This window comes from Microcystis aeruginosa NIES-843, from assembly GCF_000010625.1.
GTDB classification, from domain to species: domain Bacteria; phylum Cyanobacteriota; class Cyanobacteriia; order Cyanobacteriales; family Microcystaceae; genus Microcystis; species Microcystis aeruginosa.
This window is the reverse complement of the sequence record NC_010296.1, coordinates 808202-833979: the sequence shown is the minus strand read 5'-3', so window position 1 is coordinate 833979 and position 25778 is coordinate 808202. Positions and strand designations below refer to the sequence as shown.

Genomic DNA, 25778 nt, shown 5'->3' with positions numbered 1-25778 from the left:
AATTCCCCTATCTCCCCATTTCCCCATTTCCCCATTTCCCCATTTCCCCTATCCACTCTCTGTTCCCCGTTCCGCAGTTCCAGCGTTCCCTAAAATGGTACGATCGATCCGCGCAGGGGGGCAAGAGTTTGTAAAGCGTTTTCAGCCTTATCGCGACTACTAAACGCGCCTATTTGCCAGACGCGACGACCTTGGTGGGAAGTGGGGAAAGCGTCGGGATAGAGAGAACGAACCCTAGTGCGATCGCTCTCGGTTTTAGCTTCGATTACTACTTTAAAACCTTGGCGACTACTATTGCTCATATTACCACTACTGGGATTAGCGGCGGCTCGATTAAAAGTGATTACGTCTGATAAACTTCTGGGATTGCCTAGGTTGCGCGGTGGCGGTGGTGGTACAATTGCATTATTATTCTGAGAATTGGGAGGAGTCAGGGGGGGTAAATTAGGGGTAACTGGGGACGGTGGCGTTAAATTTGGCTCTGGTACTGGATTATTGACCACTGGCTGAGGATTGCTCTCTACTGCTGTTTCTGCAGCGGTAAAGGTATATTCTCGCACTTCGGGATTAGCAGCAGGATTAACAGGTGTTTCTGCTTTGACGGATTCTCTGGGGAGGGAATAACTATTACCCGCGAGTAATTCTGGGGGAGGATTGAAATTGGGACTATCGGCAGTTAGATAGATATGACTGAGATTTTGACCAGCTAGACTGCGTTTAGTAAAGCGCCAGCCATCGATGAGATAAATTTGCATTAAACCGCTCCCTAAACCTTTTGTCCGTCCAATAATTACCTCCGATTGCCTGGGATTGCGGGGGGTTCCCACAAGGACTAATTCCCCGTTGCGTTGTACGATACGCAGCAGGTATTCTAAACCGTAATCTTTGCCCTGAATGCGAAGGGAATAACCGTTACTGTCGGTGGCCCGTTCACAACTGCCGGTAAAATCGAAATCGAGCAGCAGCGGCTGAACAATGGTCGGTTCTGTGCCATTTACCGCCCAACATTGGCGTTTTCCTGGGATTTGTTGCAAAATCAGTAAATCGTATTTACCGTTACCGTAGGGTCGGGCAATAGCGATAAAATCTTCTTGATTAACTTCTCTTTGTTCAAAGAGAGTTGCTTGACTCGGTGTAGTCAGGAGACAACCCCCCAGAAGTGAAAACAATAGGGTAAATTTTAAGGATGATTTTAGATTCATAAATAGGGAGCGTTGTTATAGAGATTGTACTTGCATTTATTTTATCGATCTAGACGTAAGCCAGAGAATTTTGTTTTCTTGGAAGATAGCTAGGGTTTGCTCAATAAATCTAAAAACCTTGTTGGGTAAAACTTTTAGACTTTTTGGTTTCCAAAAAGTACCAGATCTGGTAGTGATCGGGTGGAAAATCCCTGGACTTTTTCCCTGAAAATTAGGTAATTGACCCCCTCAAAATCGCTAAAACCCTACACCCCACACCCTACACCCCACACCCTACACCCTGCCCCCACCGAAAAACTTTTTGCCGCAAACCCTAGTTATTACTCGACCTAATCCACAGTAGGATAGAGATTGCTAAAAATTGACTCTTGAGTAGAGTGGCAACAAGATGGCGAAAGCGGCGATTATTGGATTGGGAAGATCGGGAATAGCAGCGGCAAGATGCTTAAAACGGGATGGTTGGCAGGTGACATTAAGCGATCGCTCTGATTCTCCCAGTTTACAAGCAACCAAAACCAATCTGGAAAGGGAAGGAATTATTGTCAATCTTGGTCAAAATCTCAGTCTAGAGGCTTCGGACTTGCCTAATCTTATCGTGGTTAGCCCCGGGGTGCCTTGGGATGCCCCGATTTTAATTACTGCCAGAGAAAAAGGCATCGATACGATCGGAGAATTAGAATTAGCTTGGCGTTATCTGCAATCTTCCCCTTGGTTGGGTATTACGGGAACTAACGGCAAAACCACCACCACCGCCCTCTGTGCCGCTATTTTTCAAAAAGCGGGGTTAAATGCCCCTTCCTGCGGTAATATCGGCTATGCTGCCTGTGAATTGGCTTTAAAAGCCGATAAATACGATTGGATTATTGCGGAGATTAGTAGTTATCAGATCGAGTCCAGTCGGGATTTATCGCCGAAAATCGGCATCTGGACAACTTTTACCCCCGATCACCTCAGTCGTCATCAAACCCTCGAAAATTATTATCAGATTAAAGCCTCTTTACTGCAAAGAAGCGATCGCCAAATCCTCAACGGTGATGATCCCTATCTGCGTCAAATCGGTGTTAGTCAATGGCAACAAGCTTACTGGACTTCTGTGCAGGGCAAAGCTGCGCTTTTGGGCGATCCTAGTCGTGGTGTTTATCTCCAAGATAACTGGATCGTGGCTTTTGGGGAGTTAATTGCCCCGGTTAATCTCCTGAAAATGGTGGGTAGTCACAATCAACAGAATTTGCTTATGGCTGTGGCCGCCGCTAGATTGGCAGGAATCGAGAAAAAAGCCATTACCGAAGCGATCGCCACTTTCCCCGGGGTTGCCCATCGTCTAGAGTATGTTTGTACCTATAAAGGCCTAGACTTTATTAATGATAGTAAAGCAACTAACTACGATGCCGCCGCAGTGGGCTTACAATCCGTCCCGAGTCCGGCGATTTTAATCGCGGGGGGAGAAGCGAAAGCAGGGGATGATCGGGCTTGGATCGCTGAAATTAAGGCAAAAGTCGCCACCGTGCTGCTTATTGGTGACGCTGCCGCCGATTTTGCCCGTCGTTTACAGTCAGCAGGTTATCAAGATTATGAATGTGTAGAAACGATGGACAGGGCAGTTCAACGCGCGGCTGAACTAGGACCGGCAAAAGAGGCTAAAGTGGTGTTATTATCGCCCGCTTGCGCCAGTTTTGACCAATACCCAAGTTTTGAACATCGCGGCACTCACTTTCGGCAATTGTCCTTACAGTTGTAGGGAGATGGGGGAGTGGGGGAATGGGGGAGTGGGGAATTTCCACTAAAACCCTAAAACCCCAACACCCTAAAACCCTGTTGCCGACGACTAAGACGCAATTTTTGTTCCCAAAGATCCTCTTTTTCGGCTAAGTTGGGTAAAATCAGGAGGAGTTAACCAAAAAATTAAGAGAAAAAACGTGCTGGGATCGTCCTTCCATCTTGATCATCTTTTTAACAAGCCCCTAATTGCCTGTCTTTTGTCCTGTGTGGGTGTCTTGCTGCCGATCCCAGTTTTAGCGACACCGGTGGCAGTGTTAAAAAGTCAAGAAAATGCCAATCAATGGACAGATATAACCGAACGTTTGCAAAATGTCGGGGTTAATTACTGCATTCTCCAGAGTAATCAGTGGCAAAGCGACGCGGATTTAAATAAAATTAAGGTTCTAATCATCCCCAACGTCGAGACTATTTCCGGTTTACAAGCTGATGTCTTGAGTCGTTGGCTTAATCGCGGTGGTAAAATTATTGTCACCGGTCCGGCGGGGAATCTTTCGGAACCTGCTGTGCGTCATCAATTGCGATCGCTATTTGGGGCTTACTGGGCCTATCCCCACTCCCAAGCTTACACCCTGCGGCCGACTAATTTGGGTGAACTGAAAAACCAAAAACCTTTAGCCAGCAGTCTCCTCGGTGGTGTGGTTATCCCCACGGGAGTTAATAGCCAAACCGTTGCCGTCTGGGGGGCGCGCAACAATCCCCCCGCCGTTGTCCTCAATAATAACTCGATCTTTCTCGGTTGGCGCTGGGGCAGCGATGCCGTCGCTAATCTCGCCCTCGATAGTGCTTGGCTAGAAACCGCCCTGCAACGCTACGGCATTAATCGCAGTTCTTCTAATAACACAATTGCGCCCTATTGTCAAGGTCAATCAACAATAGTTAATAATATTAATAATACCCCAACAGCGATCTCGCGTAGCGAGCGCGTTGCGATCGCACCCCGTCGCCCTCTACCGCAGATTTCAGAAAATCCCCCCAGTGAAACGGCGAGATTAAGTCCGAGTACCGAGGCAATTCCCCCCAGAGCCAGCCTAACTCCTCAACAAATTAGCCAGATGACGGCGGAATTGCAGGGATTAATCGGGCGTTATGGGGTGACTCTCTTAGCTTTAGAAGCCAGCAACAGTAATATATCCAATACTGATAAATCCTTAGCACAAGCATTTCATAATCGCGGGAAAAATTCCCCCACCTCAGATACAGCCAGACAATTCCGTTTAGCCCTAGAAAATGCCCAAGGAGCCTTAAATAATTTTCAGAATTTAATTGCTCAGGGGGCCTATACCCAAGCGCGAGAATTTTGGTTACAAGCGCGGCGAAGTCTTTGGGATAATTATCCCACTAATCGACAATTTGCCCAGCCAGAAATACGGGCAATGTGGTTAGATAGAGGAACGATCGTAGAAGCTAAAAATGAGGAGGATTTAGCTAAAGTATTCGATCGCATGGCGGCAGCTGGTATTAATGTGGTCTTTTTCGAGACAGTTAATGCTAGTTATACTATTTATCCCAGTCAAGTTGCCCCCGAACAAAACCCTTTAACCAGAGGTTGGGATCCCCTAAAAGTTGCCGTTAAATTAGCCCATGAACGCAATATGGAAATCCACGCCTGGGTGTGGGTTTTTGCGGCGGCTAATCAAGCTCATAATAAAGTATTAGAGCAACCATTAGATTATCTAGGTCCGGTTTTATCCCGTAATCCCGATTGGGGGGCAACTAATAAAAGTGGTGGTTCTTTTGATTACAGTCAAGGCATGAAAAAGGCCTTTTTTGATCCTGCTAATCCCGAGGTACAGAACTATCTTTTATCTCTTTACGAGGAAATTGTCAAGAATTATGATGTGGATGGCTTGCAGTTAGATTATATTCGCTATCCCTTCCAGAGTCAAGATTCTAATCAAACCTATGGTTATGGTAAATCCGGCCGCTGGTTATTTAAACAAATGACGGGAGTTGATCCAATTACTTTAAATCCCCGGGGTGCTTTATGGGAACAATGGACTAGCTTTAAAATCCGTCAGGTTGATACTTTTGTCTCGCAGGTTTCTACTCGCTTAAAACAGATTCGCCCCCACTTAAAAATGTCGGCGGCGGTGTTTCCCCTAGAACAAAAAGAACGATTATATCGTATTCAACAAAACTGGGAAGAATGGGGACAAAATCAATGGATAGACCTGATATTTTTAATGACTTATGCTCTCGATACAGGGACTTTAGAAGATAAAACCAAGTCTTTATTTGATCGCCAAATTGCAGGAAATGCTCTGATTATACCCGGTATCCGTCTGTTAAAAGTACCCGATCAAGTCACGATCGATCAACTACAATTTATTCGTAATCTTCCCACTTCGGGATTCGCTCTTTTTGCCACAGAAAATCTCAATCCCAACTTGCAAACAATTCTTAATCGCATTCAGGGATCGATAATTACGAAAAAAACCGAACCTTTACCCCACCGTCAACCCTTCAAAACGGCGGCGGCGAGGTTTAATTCCCTGCGTCAAGAGTGGAGTTTTTTAATAATAAATAATTTATGGGCAATGGAGGAGGGAACCTTAAAAGCTTGGGGGCAAGAAGTGGACGAAATGGCTAATCTATTAGAACAGTTGGCTAATAATCCCAGCCCTCGCAATTTGACTTTAACTCAAAATGCTTTAAAGCGATTTAGCTATAAATTTAAATCTGTGATGTCCAGACAAAAAGATTTATCTGCCTATCAAATACAGGTCTGGGAAAATCGCCTCGCCACCCTACAAAGTCTCTTAAGTTATGGTCAAATGGTTGAGTTTTAATTAAGGCAAAAGGTAGGAGGCAGGTTTTGGGGTTTTAGGGTTTTAGGGTTTTAGTTCAATTTCCCCACTTCCCCACCTCCCCACTTCATAATTCATCATTCCCACACCCCACACCCCACACCCCACACCCCACACCCCACACCCCACACCCCACACCCTCTTGTCAGAGGCCCGCCGGAATATGTAACAATTTATAGAAGAAACCCCCAAGCAAATTTAACGAGAAAAACATGGCAGCTACAATTAAGAAAGGAGCTTTAGTCCGCGTGGTGACGGGAAACCTAGAAAATAGCCTCGAAGCCCTAGCCAGCGATCGCCGTTTACCCAGTTATATGTTCAACTCGACAGCAGAAGTCTTGGATGTAAAAGATGATTACGCTTTGATTAAATTCTATGTTCCTACCCCCAGTGTGTGGCTAAAGCTCGAACAACTGGAACCCGTCTGATGAGGATATTGCCTCATCCATAAATCATGGTTGACTTCTACGATACACTCATCCCCTGCCAATCGCCCCGAGTCTCGGTTATTGGTGCCGGTAACGTCGGACGCACCCTGGCCCAACGCATCGCCGAAAAAAACCTCGCCGATGTGGTTCTCCTCGATATCGTCAATGGTTTGCCCCAGGGTATTGCCCTAGATTTGATGGAAGCTCAGGGCATAGAACTGCACGACAGCGAGATTATCGGCACTAATAACTACGAAGACACGGCAGGCTCGGATATTGTCGTGATTACGGCCGGATTAGCCAGAAAACCGGGCATGAGTCGCGATGATCTCATGAATGTCAATGCCAAAATTGTTGTCGAGGCCGCCACTAAATGCCTCAAGTATTCTCCGGAAGCCATTTTTATCGTCATCACCAATCCCCTTGATGTGATGACCTATCTAGTCTGGCAAGCAACCGGTTTACCCCCCCAAAGAGTGATGGGAATGGCCGGAGTCCTCGATTCTTCCCGTTTACAAACCTTTATCGCCATGGAATTGGGGGTTAGTACCGCCGACGTTCATGCTATGGTTTTGGGTGGTCACGGTGATTTAATGTTGCCCCTACCCCGTTACTGTACCGTCAGTGGTGTGCCGATTACCGAATTGATGGACGAGATGACGATTAATCGTCTAGTGGAGAGAACTCGCAACGGTGGGGCTGAAATCGTCAAATTACTGCAAACTGGCGGTGCTTATTACGCCCCTGCTTCCTCTGCCTGTATCATGGTCGAGACGATATTGAGAAATCAATCCCGTTTACTGCCGGCGGCAGCCTATCTTAAAGGTGAATACGGTTTACAGGATGTCTATCTGGGGGTTCCCTGTCGCCTAGGCTGTCGGGGTGTGGAAAGTATTCTGGAAGTGCGTTTGACCGATGCTGAACGTCTGGATCTACACACTTCTGCTGCCTCAGTTCGTCAAAATGTTCATTTAGCCCTTGACAGTCTCAAGGTTTTGATGTAGTTAATACAACTCATATTTTAAGAGGGTACAGGGCAAAGAACCGTTATACAAGGGAGTGCGACGGGAAGAACGCAGACCGATTTGTTTGGTCAGTTCTTTGTTACCCGATAAAATATAGGCTGTCCAACCCTTAAACCTCTGTTTTAAGACATCACCGAAGGATTTATATAAGGCCCCTAATTCTTCGGTATTGCCCAATCTTTTGCCGTAAGGGGGATTACAGAGAATAATCCCTCGATCGCTCGCCGGTTCTAAGTCGGTGATGCTTTGCAAGCTAAAATTAATGTGGTCCTGCACTTGACAAAAATAGGCATTATCCTCGGCCTGATGCAAAACCTCGTAATCGGCATCACTAGCATAAATTGGCGCATTTAGCCGAGATTTTTGTTTTTCTTTAGCTTCCTTGACCAAAGATTGCCATAAATCCGGTTGATAGTCTGGCCACTTCTGAAATCCGAACTGGGAACGAGATAAACCGGGGGCAATATTTAAAGCTTTTAACGTCGCTTCGATGACAATGGTTCCCGAACCACAGAAAGGGTCCAAAAGCGCCATATCGTCCTGCCATGCCGATAATTCTACCAAAGCAGCGGCGAGACTTTCTTTCAGAGGTGCGACTCCCATGGCCCGATGATACCCGCGACGATGCAAACTGTGGCCAGAACTATCTAAACTAAGCACACAGTGATTTTTCTCGATATGAGCGTTAATTTGCAGGTCGGGGTTTTCTGTATCCACAAAGGAACGGGGATTCCCCTGTTGACGCTGTTGGTCGATAATAGCGTTTTTGATGCTTAAGGCGGTGTAATGGGTGTGATTGAGGCGATCATTCGTTCCCGTACATTGTACCGCTAAAGTTTCCTCACTGGTGAGATAATCGCGCCAATCAATGGCTTGAATGCCATCATACAGTTCCTTCCCATCCCCACAGGGAATTTCGGCAATGGGAACCAAAACTCGAAACATAATTCTTGACCAAAGATTGACTCGATAGAGTAGGGAGATATCCCCCTGAAAATGGACTCCCGTGAATACGGGTTTCACTTCTTTGGCCCCTAGGAATTCTAATTCCCTAGCGGCAATTTCTTCTAGTCCCCTAGCGGTAGTAGCAAAATAGGATCGAGTCATTTCAGTTATCAGTTATCAGTTTTCGGTTTTCAGTGACTAGCGCCGGTCGTTGGTAGCTTGAAATCAGAAAGATTTTAATTTTTATCCCCTTGTAAATTCCCGATCTGATTCGCTCAAGTCAGTTAAAATGGGTGCATCTCATATTCGTGACTTTCTCTCACCTATAGGTGAGCAGCAGTTAAGTAGGTGGGTGGAATTAAATATAAGATGAACGTAGGTTGGGTTGAAGCATGAAACCCAACGCCCGATTATGTTACGCTACCGCTAACCCATCCTACAAATAATTGTGCCTCCCTACTTATTCAAAGAGGGCGAATGCAATTCGCCCCTACAATAATATTTATTATCGCGCCAATGGTAGGGGCGCACCGCGTGCGCCCAAAATGTCCTATAGATATTTCTTCAAAATTCAGATGCACCCATAATAATCCTCTTTTGTCAAGGCAGCAATGCTTAAGAATTGTGTCGCTGTGGTCATTAGTTTTATCCTGACAAATGCTCAGACCGACTCTGTGGCTCTCTCCTCTCCCCTGAAGTCTTAACAAGTATAGTCATTTCAAATAAGTGTGAGACGAGGGAAAAATAAGGTAAAATCAAGAGAAACGAGCAACCCATACAGAAAAATGTCTTATAGCCTAGACTTGAGAAAAAAAGTAATCGATTATGTAGAGAATGGGGGAAGCATAACCAAAGCCGCCGCTCTATTTAATATAGGAAGAGCGACGATATATAGATGGCTAGGTAGGGAAAAACTGGAAGCAACAAAGGTAAAACACCGTCAGAGAAAGCTGGACTGGAAAGCACTGTCAAAAGATGTCCAAGAAAATCCCGAGGCAAGATTAAGAGACAGAGCCGAGAAATTTGGAGTGAGACCAAGTGCCATTTGCTATGCCTTAAAAAACATGAAAGTTACCAGAAAAAAGAAGGAACTTCGTTATAGAGAAAGAAACCGAGAAGAAAGAATGAAATACTACAGAGTGCTGAGAGAATTGATTAAAATATATGGAAGTGAAAGCCTTGTATTTATTGATGAGTCAGGGTTTGAAGAATTTCAAGCCTGTTTTTATGCTTGGTCAAAAAAAGGGAAGAAAGTCTTTGGAGATAGACAAGGAAAACGAGGAAAAAGAGAGAACCTTGTCGCTGGTAGAAGAAAGGGAAAAAAAGACTTTATTGCACCGATGGTATTTACGAGAAGCCTGAATGCCGAAGGTTTTGAAGGGTGGTTATCTTTATATTTGTTGCCCTCTCTAACCATAACATCAGTATTAATTATGGATAATGCACCAATTCATCGGAAGACAGTCATTAAACAACTGGTAGAGGAAGCAGGTCATCAGGTCGTGTTTTTGCCAAAATACTCTCCTGATTTAAATGATATCGAACATGATTTTAGTGCATTAAAGAGGGCAAGAATGTATGCTCCTGTGGGGACACCCCTTGATGAAATTATTCGTACTTATTGTGTCGCCTAGTGTCTCGTTCTTATTTGAAATAACTATAATTGAGATGCACGGGCAGCTAATCTACTGAGAAACCCAAAAAATGCGTCTTTGATTAGGATCCCGTCGGGGACTTTGTTCCCCCATGACTTGCCGCGCTTGACTAGGATCGAAGCTGCGAGTAAATTGACCGCGCAATTGATTGACGCGTTCCTCCTTTTCCTGGGCTGCCAAACGCACTTCTTCCAGTTTTGCCTGTTGGATCTGTTGGTAAGGTAGCAAACGAGCGATCGCAAAAACTGCCGTGATGGAAATGGCACTATAGGCAATAATTCGGAGCCAAATCTCGATAACTTGCCAGTTTTGGGATTTATTGCCGCTTTTTGGCTTTTTTCGTGTTTTTTTGTCGGTTTGGTTTCGTGTTCCTGCGGTCATAGATTTATGAGTATAAGTAAAATCGGTCAGAAAAGTGGCTAATTACTTTCAAGTTACACCCAATCACTGATAACTGGTAACTGATGACTGATCACTGAAAAAACCCCAATCGGTCTATCCTATAGCTAGGTCAGACGGGATCAGGGTTTATTGAAAGCGACTTTACTTATAAAGTTCCGTCGCTAGACGAAAAGCCAAAATCCCGGGGATTAAAGCAATTACCAGAGCGACTAAAACTTGAGTATCAGAAAGCATTGCTGATTATCTCCTCATAAAGATATTCATCCAATACTTTCCGACATCATCGGGGTCCTCTGCATCATTTCGTTACAAGACTTCATATCTCCCCACCCCGATGACGGTTATCTCCCCTAGAAAAGAAAGTTGTAAAAGCGTTAAGCTGAGGTATTGCCATGATTACATTTATTTTTACCTGCGGCCTCAATGTTAGACTCGCTCCTTGATTCATCTCTAACCCTTAGTCTAAAAACCCCGTTAATTCTGTTGGTTCTCATTGCCCTAGAAGCGGTATTATCAGCAGATAACGCCATTGCTCTCGCTTCCATAGCACAGGGATTAGGAGATCATCAGCGTCAACGTCAGGCCTTGAATATTGGCTTAGTTTTCGCCTATATTCTCCGTATGATCTTGATTCTTACCGCCACCTGGGTGGTTAAATACTGGCAGTTTGAACTTTTGGGAGCAGTATATTTGCTCTGGTTAGTCTTTAATTACTTTGCCTCCCCTGAAGACAAGGATCACAGCCATCATAGTCTCCAGTTTCACTCTCTCTGGCAAGCTATCCCCCTAATTGCCGTTACTGATTTAGCTTTTTCCCTCGATAGTGTCACCACTTCCATCGCCGTGGCCGATGATACTTGGTTGATCCTGCTTGGTGGTACGATCGGAGTAGTTACCCTGCGCTTTATGGCGGGTTTATTTATTCGCTGGTTGGAAGAATACACCCACCTAGAAGATGCTGGTTTTGTCACCGTCGGTTTGGTGGGTTTAAGATTGCTGTTGCGGGTGATTAGTCCCGATTTTGTGCCGCCGGAATGGATTATGATTAGTTTAATTGCTATCCTCTTTGCTTGGGGTTTCTCAAAACGCAACGATCGAGAACCAATAGAGAGTGATACCATCCAATCTGATGAATTGCCATAAAATAATCATCAGGAGTCAGGAGATTATTTTTATTTATTCTCCCCACTTCCCCACTTCCCCACTCCCTACTTCTCAACCCCTCACTAATTACCGACCACTGAAAAGAGAATCCCTAGAAGATCATGTCATCTTTACCGACTCCATCTGCTGATACCTTAGAAAATTCTACTCGATCGCCCTCTTGGAAAATTAAACTCCTCTACGATGGAGAATGTCCCCTCTGCTTGCGGGAGGTTAATTTTCTGCAAAAACAGGATGCTGGGAGAGGATTAGTTGCTTTTGTCGATATTGCCGCCGAAAACTATAATCCAGAGGAAAATGGCGGTATTTCCTTCGCGGCGGCCATGGGACGAATCCACGCTGTACTAGCCGATGGTACTATCCTCCAAAATGTGGAAGTGTTTCGCCAAGTCTATGATATTTTGGGCATTGGTTGGATTTATGCCGCTACCAAATGGCCGGTTATTGGGTTTCTAGTGGATATTATCTATGAAATTTGGGCTTCTTGGCGATTAACCTTAACCGGAAGACCGAATTTACAAACAATCTTAGCAGAACGTCAAAAACGTCTGGAATGCAACTCATCAAATCGTTGTTCTCAGTCAGTTAAAATCTCCTAAAAAAATAGGGAGTATTTAACTCTCTAGTAGGGATATTCTGTTGGTGATCTAAGTAGGTGGGTGGAATTAAATATAAAATGAACGTAGGTTGGGTTGAAGCATGAAACCCAACGCCCGCAAGGGTTACGCTACCGCTAACCCATCCTACAAATAATTGTGCCTACCTACTTAACTACGCAGTTTTTGCAACGCTTTCGACTCAATTTGTCGCACCCTTTCCAGGGATAATTCCAAAGTGCGACCGATATCACCTAAAGCATGGGATTTACCATTAAAATTTAGTTGGCAATTTTTCGGACATCGAGTCCTCAAATTGCCGCCCCCTGCACCTTCCCCACTGGTGCGTTGCTGAGGGTGGGGACTGATGCAGGTTCGTTCAACTCGACACGATACTAGACAATCGGCTGAAAGACACTTGTCGAAACAAAATCGCCAACAGCTAACCCCATGTTAAAAGAATCAATACAAGCTTCCCGCACGTGAACTCCGCCATAAATACGGCTGAGGGCATCTTCCATTCCCGCTTGATAGAAGCTAGTGAAATTACGAACGACACCGGGAAGTTCTTGGGAGACAGCACTAAACTGATAGTTCTGCCCAAAATATTTAGCCATAACTCCAGCAAATGCTCCCCCCATGGCGGAATGCCCTGACATATAATCCGGGAAAGGTGGCGAATTAACCCCCATTAATGTTGACAGCAAAGGTTTCCAATTGGTATCGCCCACCGTAGAAGCCATCCCGTCATTGGCCGCAAATCCTCCGGCAATTATGTCATCAGGGCGAGGTTGGAGTTCAGTGTATTTCTCTTTCCAAGCAACGATTACCGCATCTGCCAGCGCAGTATTTAACGCGGCAAATAAGCTGGCATCTTTTTGCAAGGTATTGCCCTGACGGACGGCGATTTCTTGAGCAATTTGGTTTAATTGACCGTAGGGACGGAAGGTATCAGCCCGGTCATAGGCCCAGAAAACAGCCATTTCTGCCTGGTCTGCATTGCGTAAAGTGGTAGTGAGAGCAGTGTTTTGCAATCCACCATAGAGCCGGACTTCTTCAATTTCTTGGGCATACAATGCACCCTGATCATTAGGATTGTCGGGACGGCCATTAAGAATCACATCAAGTTGTTTTTGCGAGACAAACTGGTCAATGTTGCCAATTGTCCAAGGAGTTACCCCACCCCAGTTCGCACCGACTGCTACCCCAGCAGTGGGTCCTACGGTTTCTGGTCTCCAGACATAGGCTCCCGACGGCGCAGTGAAAGGCGTATTGTTGCTGGAACCATCATTAGTGCGTAAATTGATGCTCTGATTGCCTACTAAAATGCCAAAATTAAAACCCCTGCTTTCAGCGGTGGCACTGTCCTGAATCTCCGCCAGAGAATTGGTTACTTGCTGTAATAACAAGCTATTTTGTCCAGGTAATTGAGTAGAGAGAACTCGATAAGCAGCACCAACTACCGCCGCCTGCAACGAGGTATTTGCTGGTGCGTTCACATTTACAGCGTAGGAGGGATATAAAGTGTTGAAGGCCTGGACTGTATCATAGACAGCAGTAGAAACCAGCGCCATTAAGCGAGAACCTACTGTCGGCGCAACTCCCCGCCCTGCTTTTCCCTCGGCTTGAATCGCATTTAAGGCGATCGCATTCCAGTCGATGATGGCATTAGTATTGAGTCCCGATACTAATTTACTGGTGACATTATTGGTTTCCAGTTGTTCGGCAATTTGGTTATTTGCATCAACTTGAGCAATGAGAAAGTAAGCCCCCGGAGCGATGACTGAAGTATTGTTTTGATACTGTAAGTTTAGGGTGACTGACTGCCCGGCGCTTAGGTTCAAGTTTGTGCTGGCACTGGCGAGTAAGGCATCGTTACTGTCAATCTCACCGTCAGTGGAAATGTAGAGTCTAACAGTACTGGGACCACTGGCGATCTCCTGTCCTTGATTGGTGACAATTACCTGTGCATTCCCCTGAGCGCCGAAGTTAACCGTACTTGGCAAATTAATCGTGCCAAAACTGCCCACTAAATCTGGTGGTGAGACACTTGAGGTAAGACTTGGGGTAAGACTTGAGGTAGGACTTGAGGTAGGACTTGAGGTAGGACTTGAGGTAGGACTTGGGGTAAGACTTGAGGTAAGACTTGGGGTAAGACTTGGGGTAGGACTTGGGGTAAGACCTGGGGTAGGACTTGGGGTAGGACTTGGGGTAGGACTTGAATTGTTGTTATTGCCGCTCTTGCCATTATCTAATATGCCGTCAAGTCCAATTGCCTCTAAAAAATCAACTCCACTCAAAAGCACATCTAAAGCTTGTTGGGAGAGTTCATTTAATTTTTTGTTACCGATACACTTCTCTAGCAACTTATCAATTTTACTGTCTGCTTTAGCATTATTTGCTATTTTCTCGTTCTCAGTTACTTTCGGCTGACGGTTGAGGGTGTTTGGTGCTGATGACCCGGAGGTAGTTGTAAGAGTGGTTGACTGCATGGCTAATAAGTTAGAAAATAGTTATGAAGATAGATTAGGCAGTGATGCAATTCAGACTTGAATTGGCCAAGCTGTTCAAGACAGAAAGCATTGAAGCTTAACTTGTCGTTGCGCTCGCGCACCAAACCGATGTCACCGTCAGTAGCAATTTACAGGTTCACAGTATCAGTCCCTCTGGCGATCGCCTGTTCTTGATGGGCGACAATTACCTCTGCATTTCCTTGATCTCTTGGAAAATGGTGACAAAACAGGAACTATAGGGGGAATTCAAACCTGAGTTTTGCGATACCACTAAGTGATCTAGGTCACAATATTACAATAGCCCATAAAATCCATAAAGTCAAGCAATTTTTATGTCTTTATGTATAGATTTTTATGTCTTTATGTATAGATCTTTAATCTAGGGCTTGCTGAAAAAGCTTTTCCTGGGGGCAGGGTGTGGGGTGTGGGGTGTGGGGTGTGGGGTTTTACCGGTTTTGAGGTGGCCAATTACCTAATTTTCAGGGAAAAAGTGCCTAAATCTGGACTTCCCCCGTATAAACATACTAGCTATGGCTAAAAGTCTTACAGAGCCTGAGTTAAAGCAATATAATACTAATGGACTACTGGACACAAAATCCTGAAGTCCTTACGCAGATAGGGTTTGAGGCAAAAATTTTCAAATTTGACCTTTCGACCATTATAGCTTGTTTCGGGGCAGAAAACCATCAAAAACATGGCTACAGAGGGAATCGCTGACTCTAGAGATTAATGACACCATCTGTTACAATAGGGTTAGCGATCACTATACAGCCAACTCTACGGAATCGCTCTACTCCAGATACAGTCAACGGTACAGCCATTTTCAAGGGAAAAATGTACCCAGTAGCCTCTTTTCAATTTTTTCTGAGAAGCTCCATGCAGTAAGGGTTTTGTTAATTTTTTAGTATTTCTGTATGGGGGAAGTCCAGCTAAATTTCCCCCCGATCACTCCCAGATCCAGTACTTTTTGATTGACAAAAGGTCTAAAAGTCTTACCCAACAAGGTTTTTAGATTTATTCAGCCAGCCCTATGTATAGATCTTTATCTAGGGCTTGCTGAAAAAGCTTTTCCTGGGGGCAGGGTGTGGGGTGTGGGGTGTGGGGTGTGGGGTGTGGGGTTTTATCGATTTTCAGGTGGTCAAGTACCTAATTTTCAGGGAAAAAGTCCAGGAATTTTCCCCCCGATCCCCGCAATGGCTGGCACTTTTTGAGGGGAAAAAAGTCCAAAAGTCTTATCCAACAAGGTTTTTAGATTTATTCAGCAGACCCTATCTATGGATGAAACTAGAGTCATTTCAGATAATCCTGATAGTTAGTAAAAGTATAGTCAAATATAGACAGACTGAATTCCATTTCAGAAATTCCCTTCAGTTTTACTTCGAGAGATTAATTCTCCTTGGATGAACTACGCACCATAAAGCAGAGAAACTTATATAAAGAGGATTAAAAAACAATCAGATCAATGTTCAAAAGAGCAACTTGGCTTGATCTTACATGATCCTCTAACTATCATAATTACCATAGATCAATTCATAAACCAGTCAATAGAAATAAAGCGTCTTGATAATTTTATTTTCGATAGTCGTACTGGCTTGATTTCTAACTTTAATGACTTATGTATTTTTATAGGTCGCAGAACAAATCAAGACATACCGATAACTTATGAAATTCGTGAAGTAAGGATGTTAGAAATAAACAAAATGGCTAACTCGAAAGTTAGCTTTATTAACCATGACATTCTCGACCATATAATAACTTTTAAGGTTTTAGAAGAACAAGGTTTTTTTGAGCAATATAGCGCATTTCTGACAAGCTTAGGCAATCCCTATAAAAGGTACTTTTTTAATAGAGAAGCAGAATTGGTTGCAGCAATTAATTATGCACGCAGACAATTTTCTGTTCTGCCTACCTCGGCACGCTGTCAACTTGATTTATCAATTATAGAAAAGATACTAGAAAAATCAATTCAATCAAAACTGCCTTCAAATTCTGCCAACCAAAATGATGTATTAAGCTATCTTAATAATTTGGATAAGGCAAGCGATGAGGCTGAATTAATTGCTCATGTCTTAAGTAATACAATTCTAGAAGCAGAAGAGCTTCAACGAAACTATGGTATGACATTGACCTTTGATAGAAAGGGACAGCTTAATGGTAGATTAGACCCTTGGAATCCAGAATATTTATCATTCGTGATAGATGGATTAAGAATTTTAAAAAACTCAATTTTTCAATTTATATCAGTGCAGGATATTGCCATTAATCTCGCAATTCTAATGGAAGAAGAGTTTAGAGGTATGATAATTTCACTAACAAAAAATGAATTTTTTATCCAAGTATCCGATCTATCTGATTCTACATCTCTAAATTTTTCAATGTCATCACAAACGCAACGGCTTCTTAACGAATATCCTCACTTCAACACTTTTCGAGATTTTGTTTTCCCAGTACCATAGCTACTATATTATGTAAAGAGGGTTTGACATGGCTAAATCAAAGACTAAATCATTTGAAGTCAGTGAGTTAAGAGATCGTCGTAGTATGAGCGTATCTCTTGATGGATTAATTGGTGAAGTTCTTCGACAATTAGAATTAACACTTGATAATGCGGAAACTACAGAAGAAGAGCAGAATTTAGTTGACTTTTTAATCAGTGCCCTTCCACAGGAGAGAGCGGCGTACATCCTATCAAAGTTGACTGGTACTCAAGACTATCCCTTATATCCTGAGACTGTGAATTATCTATTAAGTCAAGGTGATGAACTTGAGAGGAGATATCCTGGTGAAATTTTTGAGGATGGTCTTGATTTTTACAGGGAGGAGCACAAGAGGTTAGAAAGGATTACCATCAAATGTCTTAATGGTGACTCGATTGATTTAGAGAGGAAGTCCGGATACAGGAATTACTACTCATTTCCATCCTGCAAGGTAGAAGATAATGATGAAAAATATCTGTTGATTGGTCAGTTTCCTTCAATTGACGGCAGTAGTTTCTATGAAATTGTGAGAACTGAAGAACTTGAATCTTTTCCCAAAAGCTCTGAATATTCGACGCTAAGTGCTCATGTACCCTTCTTCTATCGAACTCATGATGGAGCAGATAATGAACTAAACAGTATTATGCCCATTCGAGTTCCATCTCAAATTGCCAAAAGAATTTTAGGCAAATTATAAGTGCGATCGCTATTGCCGTAGCCGTAGGGTGCGTTTCCTAATGCAAGTCCTACTACTCCACCGATCGATTTTGGGGAACGCACCTTGCTCATTCATTGAAGTTGATAAGTCTAGGTAATCTAATATCCTCTGCCAGATTAGCACTTAATTGGGGATAGATCATCTACTTCTTACATTAGTATGATCGCTGCTCTGGTAGTGGTGGAGGGTTCATAAAAAAATGTGCTAATCGGCATAACAGGCTCATTGTCATGTTGTCGGGAAATTTTCTTGCGATCGCTCTATTTGAGAGTAATATAGAGAAAGATTTTTTAAAAAATGTGTATTTGGTGTGATATGGGGAAAGTTTATTTATAATATCTAGTTATTCCCCAGTGACAAGGCTATTGGATTTTCAATAGATGTTATGCTGACCAGTATTTTGCTGTGGTCGATGGCACTTAGCCTGTTGCTAATCAGCTTCACCCCTGGAGTATGGTATAAGCTATGGTTTTTTGAGATTGTGGGGACAGGCTATCTTTGGTTTGCGGGCTTGACTTTGATCTTGCTGTTGGCTCTGTTTTTACCCAAGTTCCGCCCTTCGCGCTGGAAATTGATGATCACGTTAGCTGTCGGACTGGGGTTTTATGCCAGCACAATTGGTACTTGGTATGTTCCGAGGTTGCGAGATGCTAGAACTGGTGGTTTCCCATTGACTGTAATGACCTACAACGTCAACTACCAACTATGGGAGACCAGTGCCGTGACTGACCTGGTTCGGGCAAATCCCGTAGATGTATTCGGGTTAGTTGAACCGTTCAAGGAGCAGGCAGCAGAGCTACTAGACAATGTGCAGGATCTTTATCCTTACTATTACCGCGCAACGGGAGGCGGACTGAGTTTATTTAGCCGCTATCCCATTACAGAGGCGACGACTGACAACTTGGGAACCCGCCACCATAGCCTATTCGCAAGCGTTAATGTGACAGGACACCCCATTCGGGTTGTTGTTGCCCATCCCCTTGCCCCTATATCCATGCCTAACTTTATCAATCGTAACCAGGCGATGGTGGCCCTGGCAGCCTATGCAGCACAGCAGTCAATCACTACCGTAATAATGGGTGACTTTAACCTCACCTCCTGGTCGATTTATTTTCGCAACTTTATCATTAACTCAGGATTACGCAGTGTCAATCTAGGGCATGGACTAAATCCAACCTGGTTTTATACTGACGAAGCGCGATCGCTATCCCATCTCGATCATTGGAAACAAGCTCTAAAAATTCCCATTGACCACATTTTCGTCAGCCAAAATGTCAGGGTTGATCAGGTCATCACACTGCCTTCAGGTGTATCTGATCATCGTCCAGTGATTGCAAAACTACGCGTGATGTAGCTTGTTTTAGCTCAGGTTCATAGCGATCGCAACAGCAATGCGGTCGCTATTGCCGTAGCCGTAGGGTGCGTTCCCTAAGGTCAGTCCTACTACTGCACCGATCGATTTTGGGGAACGCACCTTACTCATTGATTGAAGTTGATAAGTGCGATCGCATCGCCTCGTAGCGACTGTCTTGATTGTCAAGAGGTAATTCAAAAAAACTCAAGCAGTTGCCGTAAAACTCAAAATCTCAAGCCAGAAAAAAGCGCAGCGATCGCATCGCTCGTAGGTTGGGTTGAGCGCAACAATACTGGGTCGAAAATAGCTCAAGTCGCTTGTTTAAGCGAAACCCAACCACCCTAAAGGTTACTCTGACAACTTTTAACACCTACCTACTTAACTTTATCCCAGATTACATTACTAGGAATCCCTAGCAAGGTAGAAAATATTCTGATGAAATCAGGATTGTTGAATCTGCCAGAAAAAAGACAGTTCAACAGCCCAATTATGAGCGAGAAGTAGTTCAAGGCTGACCGCTGAAATAACTGATAACTGAGAAAACGGTAGCAATTTCTACCAAAAGTCAGAATAAAATTCGTTATCGTCATAAGGTCATGACGGAATGTAATTAAAACGAGAAAGAATGCGGATCGAGCAATTGCAAGCCTTTTTAGCCGTAGCCGATACGGGCAATTTTGGTCAAGCCGCGCGCCAGTGTGGAGTCACCCAATCGACTATCAGCCGCCAGATTCAATCCCTAGAAACCGATTTGGGCTTACCTCTTTTTCATCGTACCGCCCAAGCGAAATTAACCATTGCTGGCGAGAAATTACTGCCCCGGGCGAAACGGATTTGTCAAGAATGGACGAATATTCACGAGGAAATCACCGACCTACAGGCAGGAAAACAGCCAGAATTGTGCGTGGCGGCGATTCATTCCGTGTGCGCCCACTATTTACCGCCGATTTTGCCGAAATTTTGTGCTGAATACCCAGAAGTTCAGTTAAGAGTTACAGCCCTAGGCAGCGATCGCGCTTTAAAAGTGCTGCGGGATGGTTTAGTAGATGTGGCGTTGGTAATGAATAATCGTTTTCTCACCTCTAGCCCGGAGATGGTGGTCGAGGTATTATACCAAGAAGCGATCGAAATTCTCATGGCCGCTAATCATCCCCTCGCCCAATACAAAGAAGTGCCATGGTCAGAATTAATCCCCTATCCGCAAGTGGTTTTCAAAGACGGCTACGGAATGCAAAGATTAGTACAAGAATGGTTTTCCCGTCAGGATGCCCACCTGAAAACCGTCATGGAATTAAACACCCTCGATGCTTTTCGCGGTGTGGTGCGTCAGGGTAATATTATCGCTCTTCTGCCCCAATCCGCCCTGATGGAGGCCCGTAGCGATGCCACCCTCGCCATTCGTCCTCTTGCTTCCCCTAGTAGCGAAAATCCCCATCTTAACAATGGTAAATTTAGTCATCGTCTCACCCGTCAGGTAGTCCTTGTCACCACTAGCGATCGCCTACAGATACCACCGATCGCTCATTTTTGTCAATTAGTGCGGCAAATGAATCAAAGTGTGGTTAAAAGCTTAGAAAACCACCCCGTCCAGCCTTAGCAATCCCAATCAATCCTATTTAGGGTTTGCGGCAAAAAGCTTTTCCTAGGGGCAGGGTGTGGGGTGTGGGGTGTGGGGTGTGGGGTTTTACCGATTTTCAGGTGGTCAATTACCTAATTTTCAGGGAAAAAGTCCAGGGATTTTCCCCCCAATCACTCCAAAGGACGGCACTTTTTGAGGGAAAACAAGTCTAAAAGTCTTATCCAACAAGGTTTTTAGATTTATTCAGCAAACCCTATTTACTCTTTATTTTTTTCCTTGAGATGAGTGATACTTTTCGAGAATTATTAAAAGTGATCGGTAGTGGCACCCATACGGGCAGAAATTTAACCCGTCCCGAAGCGGCGATGGCCACCAAGATGATGTTAACCCAAGAAGCAACCCCGGCCCAAATCGGTGCTTTTATGATTGCCCATCGCATTAAACGCCCCACCAGCGATGAGTTAGCGGGAATGCTTGATGCCTACGCCGAGCTTGGCCCGCAAATAACCCTAGAATCAGCCTCTTTTCAGCATCCGATCGCTATTTTTGGCAATCCCTACGATGGACGCTCTCGCACTGCCCCGGTTACTCCGATCACTACTTTAATCTTAGGGTTGGCGGGGGTTCCCGTAGTCCTGCACGGGGGCGATCGAATGCCGACTAAATACGGTATTTCCCTGAGGGAAATCTGGCAGCAATTAGGAGCAGATTTTAGTCAATTATCCTTAGCAGCAGTGAAAGACTGTTTAATCACCACAGGATTCACTTTTTTCTATATTCCGCGCCATTTTCCCCTAGTAGAGAATTTTGTTACCTATCGGGAGCAAATCGGTAAACGTCCGCCCATGGCCACGGTAGAGTTAATGTGGTCGCCTTTTGTGGGTAATATTCATCAGATATCGGGTTTTGTTCATCCCCCCACCGAAGATCGTTTTCGCGAAACTTTCGCTCTGAGAAATATCTCTCACTTCACCACCGTGAAAGGATTAGAGGGGAGTTGTGATTTAGCCTGTAATCGGACGGCGATTATCGGTCTGGGAAATCCCACCGATCCCCCTTCCTTTCAGCGATTTTTCCTAAATCCTCGCGATTATGGCTTCTGTCCCTCGGATTATCCCCTCGAATCTTTAGAGATGCTCACCGCTAAATTAAAGGGTTTATTAGCTGGAGAAAATAATGAATTAACCGATGCGGCAATTTTTAACGGTGGTTTTTATCTTTGGCGCTGTGGAATTGCCCCGGATATCCCCACCGCTTTCCAGCAAGCACAACAATGTTTACAGTCGGGAAAAGCCCTGGCTAAACTGCAACAAATCTGTAATTATCTCCAAAATCAGGAATAGATAGGAATAGGACTGTAGGGGAAATTACTTCTAAATCAATGGAATTGCTGTAACTTCTAAGTTTAAAGATAAATACTTTTGAGAAAAAAATTTTCCCGACTGCATCATTTCCTCGCTTAAGTGGGAAAGCTATGACTACGGTAAACGATTTAGAAGTTTGTAATTCCTATCACAGTCGCCCCTAGAGAAGCCATCATGTCTGCAATTAACCCCTCGACGCTCGAAACTGAATTTATCTGTCCCTCTTTTTCTATCTTAAAACTGAAGGAAAACTCGCTCGACCTGGATGAAGATTTTCTCGGCAGTGATTTGGAAGATGATTTAGTATCTAGTCCCGAAAAAAGCTACAGCAACGGCACAACTACCGATTTAGTACGTTTATACCTACAAGACATTGGCAGAGTGCCTCTACTCAAACGGGACGAGGAAGTTGAACAAGCGCAACAGGTACAGCGTCATCTGTCTTTACTGAAATTATGCGCCGCCGCCGTTAAACAAGGTGATGCACAAGTACAGCAATTTGTCAAGTTAATTGAGGTGCGCGATCAGCTAACCGCTCAATTAGCCCATCGTCCCTCCCTAGAACGCTGGGCAAAAACCGCCCAAATCAGGGTGTCTGAGTTAAAAAATGCTTTAAAAGCAGGGAAACAGCGTTGGGCGCACCTAGCGGGCTTAGAAGTGGGGGAATTAGAAGAAATTATTGCCCTTGGTACCCGTGCCAAAGAACAGATGATCAAGGCCAATTTACGTCTGGTGGTGTCGGTGGCCAAAAAATATCAGAATCGCGGTTTAGAATTATTGGATTTGATTCAAGAGGGAACCCTGGGTTTAGAACGCGCCGTCAAGAAATTTGATCCCACCAAAGGCTATCGTTTTAGTACCTATGCCTACTGGTGGATCCGTCAAGGAATGACAAGAGCGATCGCAACTAAAAGCCAGATTATTCGCTTACCGGTTCATATTACCGAAAAACTCAACAGAATTAAGAAGGCACAACGGAAAATCTCGCAAATGCGCGGTCGCACTGCGACCGTAGAGGAAATTGCCCAAGAGTTAGCTCTGACTCCTGAAGCTGTGCGGGAATTGTTGATGACAGTGCCGCGTTCGGTTTCCTTAGAAATAAAAGTGGGTAAGGAAAAAGATACGGAATTATTAGACCTTTTGGAAATCGAAGCAGTGTCTTCAGAAAATCATTTTGTCTATGAATCTTTGCAAAGAGATATCAGAGAACTATTGGCAGATTTAACCGCTCGTGAACGAGAAGTGATTGAATTGCGCTATGGTTTTCTCGATGGTAAATCCCATTCTTTGGCTGATATCGGTCGCACTTTGGAATTATCCCGGGAAAGGGTACGACAAATTGAGTTGAAAGCTTTGCAAAAACTGCGTCAATCCCAGCTACATAATCAAATTCGCGATTATTTTGAAGCGTTGAGTTAGTTAGGGTATGTGGAAAAAGTTTTTCCTGGGGGCAGGGTGTGGGGAGTATTTTCAGTAAACAGTAAACAGTAAACAGTAATCCTAAATCCTGTTATTAAAAACTGATTATTTATTCCTCCTTTTGCCTCTTGTCTCTTGCCTCTTGCCTATCCTGATATGTAGCCTATACTCAACGGATTTAGTATAATCAGTTATCTGAAAATACTCCCTATTTTTTTAGGAGATTTTAACTCACCGAGAATAAGGATTTGATGATACCAAATCCGTTTTTAATACTGTGATTAACTCCCCAGTCATGGATTGTTTCTCCCTGCTCTGGCGCTCCCCACTCCCCTATACCTTTTAAACAGGATTTATCCTAAATCCTGTTATTAAAAACTGATTATTTATTCCTCCTTTTGCCTATTGCCTCTTGCCTATCCTGATATGTAGCCTATACTCAACGGATTTAGTATTGTAAAGTTTCAATACAAATATAGTCAGATATAGTCAAGCATGGTCATATATAGATATGAAACTATCAGACTATGCAAAAAAAACAGGAATAAGTTATCGAACGGCTTGGAGGTGGTGGAAACAAGGGAATTTAACAGGTTATCAATTGCCTTCTGGTACAATTATCATAACGGATGACAACCATTCAAAACCCGACTTGATAGCCTGCATTTATGCAAGAGTTTCCAGTGCCGAAAATAAAGACAATCTAGATAGACAAGCTGACCGATTAAAAGATTATGCTGTTGCCAGAGGCTACAAAATCTACAAAGTTGTCAAAGAAGTAGGCAGTGGATTAAACGATAATCGCCAACAATTAGCCAAAATTCTAGTTGACCCCAATTATAATGTTTTAATTGTTGAACACAAAGACCGTCTAGCCAGATTTGGGACTAATTATCTAGAAATCTTGTTAAAAGAACTAGATAAAAAAGTGGAGATTGTCAATCAAAGTGAGGATAATCAGGATGAGTTGATGTCAGATTTAATAGCCATTATAACCTCTTTTTGTTCTCGAATTTACGGATTAAGAAGGTCGAAAAGAAAGACAGAAAAGATTATAGCTGAGTTAAAAGACAACGGATAATAATGTTAGTAGCAGAAAGACACATTATCAAGAAAGGACATAGATTTTGGGCTGAGATAGATAATTTATCTTGGCAGTCTAAAAATCTCTACAACTCAGCCAATTATTTAATCCGACAAAACTTCATTTATGGTCATGGCTATTTGACCTATAATCAGATGGCCTCTCTGAGGTCAAAGACAGAACAGTATCAAGCTTTACCCGCTAAAGTTTCCCAACAAGTTTTGAGAGGATTAGACAAAAACTGGAAATCATTTTTTGCCGCTTCATCGGAGTTTAAAAGTCACCCCGATAAATTTCTGGTCAAACCCAAAATCCCTAGCTATAAGGAGCCAAAAAAAGGACGAAATCTCTTAGTTTACACGATTCAAGCTATAAGCAAAGTAGGTCTTAGGCAAGGGTTAGTCAAACTATCAGGTACTTCAATTGCCTTGCCGACGAGAGTAGCAGAGCGCATAGCAGAAGTCAGAATAGTTCCTAAATGTGATTGTTATGTAATCGAGGTAATTTATGAGAAAACTGAACAGTTCTTAGCTCCTAATGAAAAGATAGCTGCGCTAGATTTAGGCATAGATAATTTGATGGCTGTAACTTCAAATCAACCGGACTTTATCCCTTTGTTGATTAATGGCAGACCGTTAAAAAGCCTGAATCAATTTTATAACCAACGTCGGGCTAAGTTACAATCTCTGTTAAAAGGCAATCGTCAAAGTTCCCAGAGGATTCGCCGTTTAACTCGCTGTCGTAATCAGAAAGTAGATGATTATCTTCATCAGGCTAGTCGTTATTTAGTCAATCTCTTAGTTGACCAAGAGATAACAACTTTAGTAATTGGGAAAAATGACGGTTGGAAACAAGAAGTAAACTTAGGAAAAGTCAACAATCAAAAATTTGTGACCATCCCTCATGCTCGATTAATTGAGATGATTAGTTATAAATGTCAATTAGAAGGAATCTCTGTGATTCTTCAAGAAGAATCCTATACCTCAGCTTCTAATTTTTTGAATGACGATCCTCTCCCCGTTTATGGACAGATAACTGAAAAGCCAGTGTTTTCAGGAAACTGAATTTTACGAGGGTTATATCGTACAGATAAGGGGATTCTGGTTCAATCTGATGTCATGGGTTCCTACAATATTTTACGAAAAGCATTCCCAAATGCGTTTAACTGCTATGGGATAGAGAGGTGCGTAGTTCACCCAAGGAGAATCAATCTCTCGAAGTAAAAGTGAAGGGAATTTCTGAAATGGAATTCAGTCTGTCTATATTT

23 protein-coding genes and 2 pseudogenes are annotated in these 25778 nt (G+C 43.6%); 17 read left to right on the top strand and 8 right to left on the bottom strand.

Annotation, left to right across the window (positions count from 1 at the left end):
• Nucleotides 1–89: 89 nt before the first annotated feature.
• A complete protein-coding gene (locus MAE_RS04215) occupies nt 90–1202 on the bottom strand; it encodes a DUF3747 domain-containing protein (protein ID WP_012264468.1) in 1113 nt (370 codons plus the stop codon).
• A 388-nt stretch (nt 1203–1590) separates the two neighbouring features.
• On the opposite strand from MAE_RS04215, the gene murD reads away from it, so the two are divergent.
• Nucleotides 1591–2940 carry a UDP-N-acetylmuramoyl-L-alanine--D-glutamate ligase gene (gene murD, locus MAE_RS04210; protein ID WP_004163487.1) on the top strand — a complete coding sequence of 450 codons (1350 nt, stop codon included), beginning with the start codon at nt 1591–1593 and terminating at the stop codon, nt 2938–2940.
• Nucleotides 2941–3118: 178 nt separating this feature from the next.
• Complete coding sequence (locus MAE_RS04205; protein ID WP_012264467.1) at nt 3119–5770, top strand: glycoside hydrolase family 10 protein; 2652 nt, start codon at nt 3119–3121, stop codon at nt 5768–5770.
• Nucleotides 5771–5812: 42 nt separating this feature from the next.
• Here MAE_RS04205 and MAE_RS33135 read toward each other — a convergent pair whose 3' ends face one another.
• Entirely contained in the window at nt 5813–5980 is a 168-nt protein-coding gene (locus tag MAE_RS33135; protein WP_158303490.1) for a hypothetical protein, read from the bottom strand.
• A gap of 20 nt (nt 5981–6000) precedes the next feature.
• Between MAE_RS33135 and MAE_RS04200 the strand changes: the two genes are divergently transcribed.
• Complete coding sequence (locus tag MAE_RS04200) at nt 6001–6216, top strand: NAD(P)H-quinone oxidoreductase subunit O (RefSeq protein ID WP_002758722.1); 216 nt, start codon at nt 6001–6003, stop codon at nt 6214–6216.
• A gap of 26 nt (nt 6217–6242) precedes the next feature.
• Nucleotides 6243–7220: a malate dehydrogenase gene (mdh, locus tag MAE_RS04195; protein WP_012264466.1), complete on the top strand. Its 978-nt coding sequence runs from the start codon at nt 6243–6245 to the stop codon at nt 7218–7220.
• Here mdh and MAE_RS04190 read toward each other — a convergent pair whose 3' ends face one another.
• Nucleotides 7221–8348, bottom strand: coding sequence for a THUMP domain-containing class I SAM-dependent RNA methyltransferase (locus MAE_RS04190; protein WP_012264465.1), 1128 nt, complete (start codon nt 8346–8348; stop codon nt 7221–7223).
• A gap of 623 nt (nt 8349–8971) precedes the next feature.
• Between MAE_RS04190 and MAE_RS28455 the strand changes: the two genes are divergently transcribed.
• Nucleotides 8972–9820, top strand: coding sequence for an IS630-like element ISMae21 family transposase (locus MAE_RS28455; protein WP_012264307.1), 849 nt, complete (start codon nt 8972–8974; stop codon nt 9818–9820).
• 51 nt (nt 9821–9871) lie between these two features.
• On the opposite strand, the gene MAE_RS04180 is transcribed toward MAE_RS28455, so the two are convergent.
• A complete protein-coding gene (locus tag MAE_RS04180; protein WP_012264463.1) occupies nt 9872–10222 on the bottom strand; it encodes a hypothetical protein in 351 nt (116 codons plus the stop codon).
• A gap of 162 nt (nt 10223–10384) precedes the next feature.
• Nucleotides 10385–10477 carry a photosystem I reaction center subunit XII gene (psaM, locus tag MAE_RS04175; RefSeq protein WP_012264462.1) on the bottom strand — a complete coding sequence of 31 codons (93 nt, stop codon included), beginning with the start codon at nt 10475–10477 and terminating at the stop codon, nt 10385–10387.
• A gap of 189 nt (nt 10478–10666) precedes the next feature.
• On the opposite strand from psaM, the gene MAE_RS04170 reads away from it, so the two are divergent.
• Nucleotides 10667–11386 (top strand): TerC family protein, encoded by a 720-nt coding sequence (locus MAE_RS04170; RefSeq protein ID WP_012264461.1) that lies wholly within the window; start codon nt 10667–10669, stop codon nt 11384–11386.
• Nucleotides 11387–11508: 122 nt separating this feature from the next.
• Entirely contained in the window at nt 11509–12006 is a 498-nt protein-coding gene (locus MAE_RS04165; protein WP_012264460.1) for a thiol-disulfide oxidoreductase DCC family protein, read from the top strand.
• Nucleotides 12007–12174: 168 nt separating this feature from the next.
• Here MAE_RS04165 and MAE_RS28450 read toward each other — a convergent pair.
• Both MAE_RS28450 and MAE_RS04160 read right to left on the bottom strand, forming a co-directional pair.
• A pseudogene (locus MAE_RS28450) lies at nt 12175–12279 on the bottom strand (sigma factor-like helix-turn-helix DNA-binding protein); the annotation flags it as partial.
• A gap of 119 nt (nt 12280–12398) precedes the next feature.
• The gene (locus MAE_RS04160) at nt 12399–14495 is read right to left on the bottom strand and encodes a CARDB domain-containing protein (protein WP_012264459.1); all 2097 of its coding nucleotides are present in this window, start codon (nt 14493–14495) and stop codon (nt 12399–12401) included.
• 1037 nt (nt 14496–15532) lie between these two features.
• Here MAE_RS04160 and MAE_RS33715 point away from each other — a divergent pair.
• The 4 genes from MAE_RS33715 (at nt 15533) to MAE_RS04140 (ending at nt 19065) form a co-directional block, all read left to right on the top strand.
• Nucleotides 15533–15727 (top strand): hypothetical protein, encoded by a 195-nt coding sequence (locus MAE_RS33715; protein ID WP_231859786.1) that lies wholly within the window; start codon nt 15533–15535, stop codon nt 15725–15727.
• A 273-nt stretch (nt 15728–16000) separates the two neighbouring features.
• Nucleotides 16001–16972, top strand: a complete 972-nt coding sequence (locus tag MAE_RS04150; RefSeq protein WP_041803787.1) for a hypothetical protein — start codon at nt 16001–16003, stop codon at nt 16970–16972.
• A gap of 28 nt (nt 16973–17000) precedes the next feature.
• A complete protein-coding gene (locus MAE_RS04145; RefSeq protein WP_002763613.1) occupies nt 17001–17690 on the top strand; it encodes a hypothetical protein in 690 nt (229 codons plus the stop codon).
• A gap of 406 nt (nt 17691–18096) precedes the next feature.
• On the top strand, nt 18097–19065 hold the full coding sequence (locus tag MAE_RS04140) for an endonuclease/exonuclease/phosphatase family protein (protein ID WP_231859712.1): 969 nt from the start codon (nt 18097–18099) through the stop codon (nt 19063–19065).
• Nucleotides 19066–19071: 6 nt separating this feature from the next.
• Here MAE_RS04140 and MAE_RS35585 read toward each other — a convergent pair whose 3' ends face one another.
• Nucleotides 19072–19194: a hypothetical protein gene (locus MAE_RS35585; protein WP_269453964.1), complete on the bottom strand. Its 123-nt coding sequence runs from the start codon at nt 19192–19194 to the stop codon at nt 19072–19074.
• A 496-nt stretch (nt 19195–19690) separates the two neighbouring features.
• Here MAE_RS35585 and MAE_RS04135 point away from each other — a divergent pair, with 496 nt between their 5' ends.
• The 6 genes and pseudogenes from MAE_RS04135 to MAE_RS04115 all read left to right on the top strand — a co-directional run bounded on the left by MAE_RS04135 (nt 19691) and on the right by MAE_RS04115 (nt 25734).
• Nucleotides 19691–20662 carry a LysR family transcriptional regulator gene (locus tag MAE_RS04135; protein ID WP_004163287.1) on the top strand — a complete coding sequence of 324 codons (972 nt, stop codon included), beginning with the start codon at nt 19691–19693 and terminating at the stop codon, nt 20660–20662.
• Between the two features lie 26 nt (nt 20663–20688).
• Entirely contained in the window at nt 20689–20856 is a 168-nt protein-coding gene (locus MAE_RS33710; RefSeq protein ID WP_012264452.1) for a hypothetical protein, read from the top strand.
• Between the two features lie 69 nt (nt 20857–20925).
• Nucleotides 20926–21987, top strand: a complete 1062-nt coding sequence (locus MAE_RS04130; RefSeq protein WP_012264451.1) for an anthranilate phosphoribosyltransferase family protein — start codon at nt 20926–20928, stop codon at nt 21985–21987.
• Between the two features lie 195 nt (nt 21988–22182).
• Entirely contained in the window at nt 22183–23427 is a 1245-nt protein-coding gene (gene sigC / locus MAE_RS04125; RefSeq protein WP_012264450.1) for an RNA polymerase sigma factor SigC, read from the top strand.
• A 505-nt stretch (nt 23428–23932) separates the two neighbouring features.
• Nucleotides 23933–24508, top strand: a complete 576-nt coding sequence (locus MAE_RS04120) for an IS607 family transposase (RefSeq protein WP_419866701.1) — start codon at nt 23933–23935, stop codon at nt 24506–24508.
• Nucleotides 24509–24510: 2 nt separating this feature from the next.
• Nucleotides 24511–25734: pseudogene (locus MAE_RS04115) on the top strand (RNA-guided endonuclease InsQ/TnpB family protein).
• Nucleotides 25735–25778 lie beyond the last annotated feature (44 nt).

Coding starts and splice junctions, on each gene's coding strand:
- MAE_RS04160 (WP_012264459.1), bottom strand. CDS start 14,495: ATGCAGTCAACCACTCTTACAACTACCTCCGGGTCATCAGCACCAAAC.
- MAE_RS28455 (WP_012264307.1), top strand. CDS start 8,972: ATGTCTTATAGCCTAGACTTGAGAAAAAAAGTAATCGATTATGTAGAG.
- MAE_RS04200 (WP_002758722.1), top strand. CDS start 6,001: ATGGCAGCTACAATTAAGAAAGGAGCTTTAGTCCGCGTGGTGACGGGA.
- MAE_RS35585 (WP_269453964.1), bottom strand. CDS start 19,194: ATGAGTAAGGTGCGTTCCCCAAAATCGATCGGTGCAGTAGTAGGACTG.
- MAE_RS04130 (WP_012264451.1), top strand. CDS start 20,926: ATGAGTGATACTTTTCGAGAATTATTAAAAGTGATCGGTAGTGGCACC.
- MAE_RS04170 (WP_012264461.1), top strand. CDS start 10,667: ATGTTAGACTCGCTCCTTGATTCATCTCTAACCCTTAGTCTAAAAACC.
- MAE_RS04190 (WP_012264465.1), bottom strand. CDS start 8,348: ATGACTCGATCCTATTTTGCTACTACCGCTAGGGGACTAGAAGAAATT.
- mdh (WP_012264466.1), top strand. CDS start 6,243: ATGGTTGACTTCTACGATACACTCATCCCCTGCCAATCGCCCCGAGTC.
- sigC (WP_012264450.1), top strand. CDS start 22,183: ATGTCTGCAATTAACCCCTCGACGCTCGAAACTGAATTTATCTGTCCC.
- MAE_RS04135 (WP_004163287.1), top strand. CDS start 19,691: ATGCGGATCGAGCAATTGCAAGCCTTTTTAGCCGTAGCCGATACGGGC.
- MAE_RS04180 (WP_012264463.1), bottom strand. CDS start 10,222: ATGACCGCAGGAACACGAAACCAAACCGACAAAAAAACACGAAAAAAG.
- murD (WP_004163487.1), top strand. CDS start 1,591: ATGGCGAAAGCGGCGATTATTGGATTGGGAAGATCGGGAATAGCAGCG.
- psaM (WP_012264462.1), bottom strand. CDS start 10,477: ATGCTTTCTGATACTCAAGTTTTAGTCGCTCTGGTAATTGCTTTAATC.
- MAE_RS04165 (WP_012264460.1), top strand. CDS start 11,509: ATGTCATCTTTACCGACTCCATCTGCTGATACCTTAGAAAATTCTACT.
- MAE_RS04215 (WP_012264468.1), bottom strand. CDS start 1,202: ATGAATCTAAAATCATCCTTAAAATTTACCCTATTGTTTTCACTTCTG.
- MAE_RS04145 (WP_002763613.1), top strand. CDS start 17,001: ATGGCTAAATCAAAGACTAAATCATTTGAAGTCAGTGAGTTAAGAGAT.
- MAE_RS04140 (WP_231859712.1), top strand. CDS start 18,097: ATGCTGACCAGTATTTTGCTGTGGTCGATGGCACTTAGCCTGTTGCTA.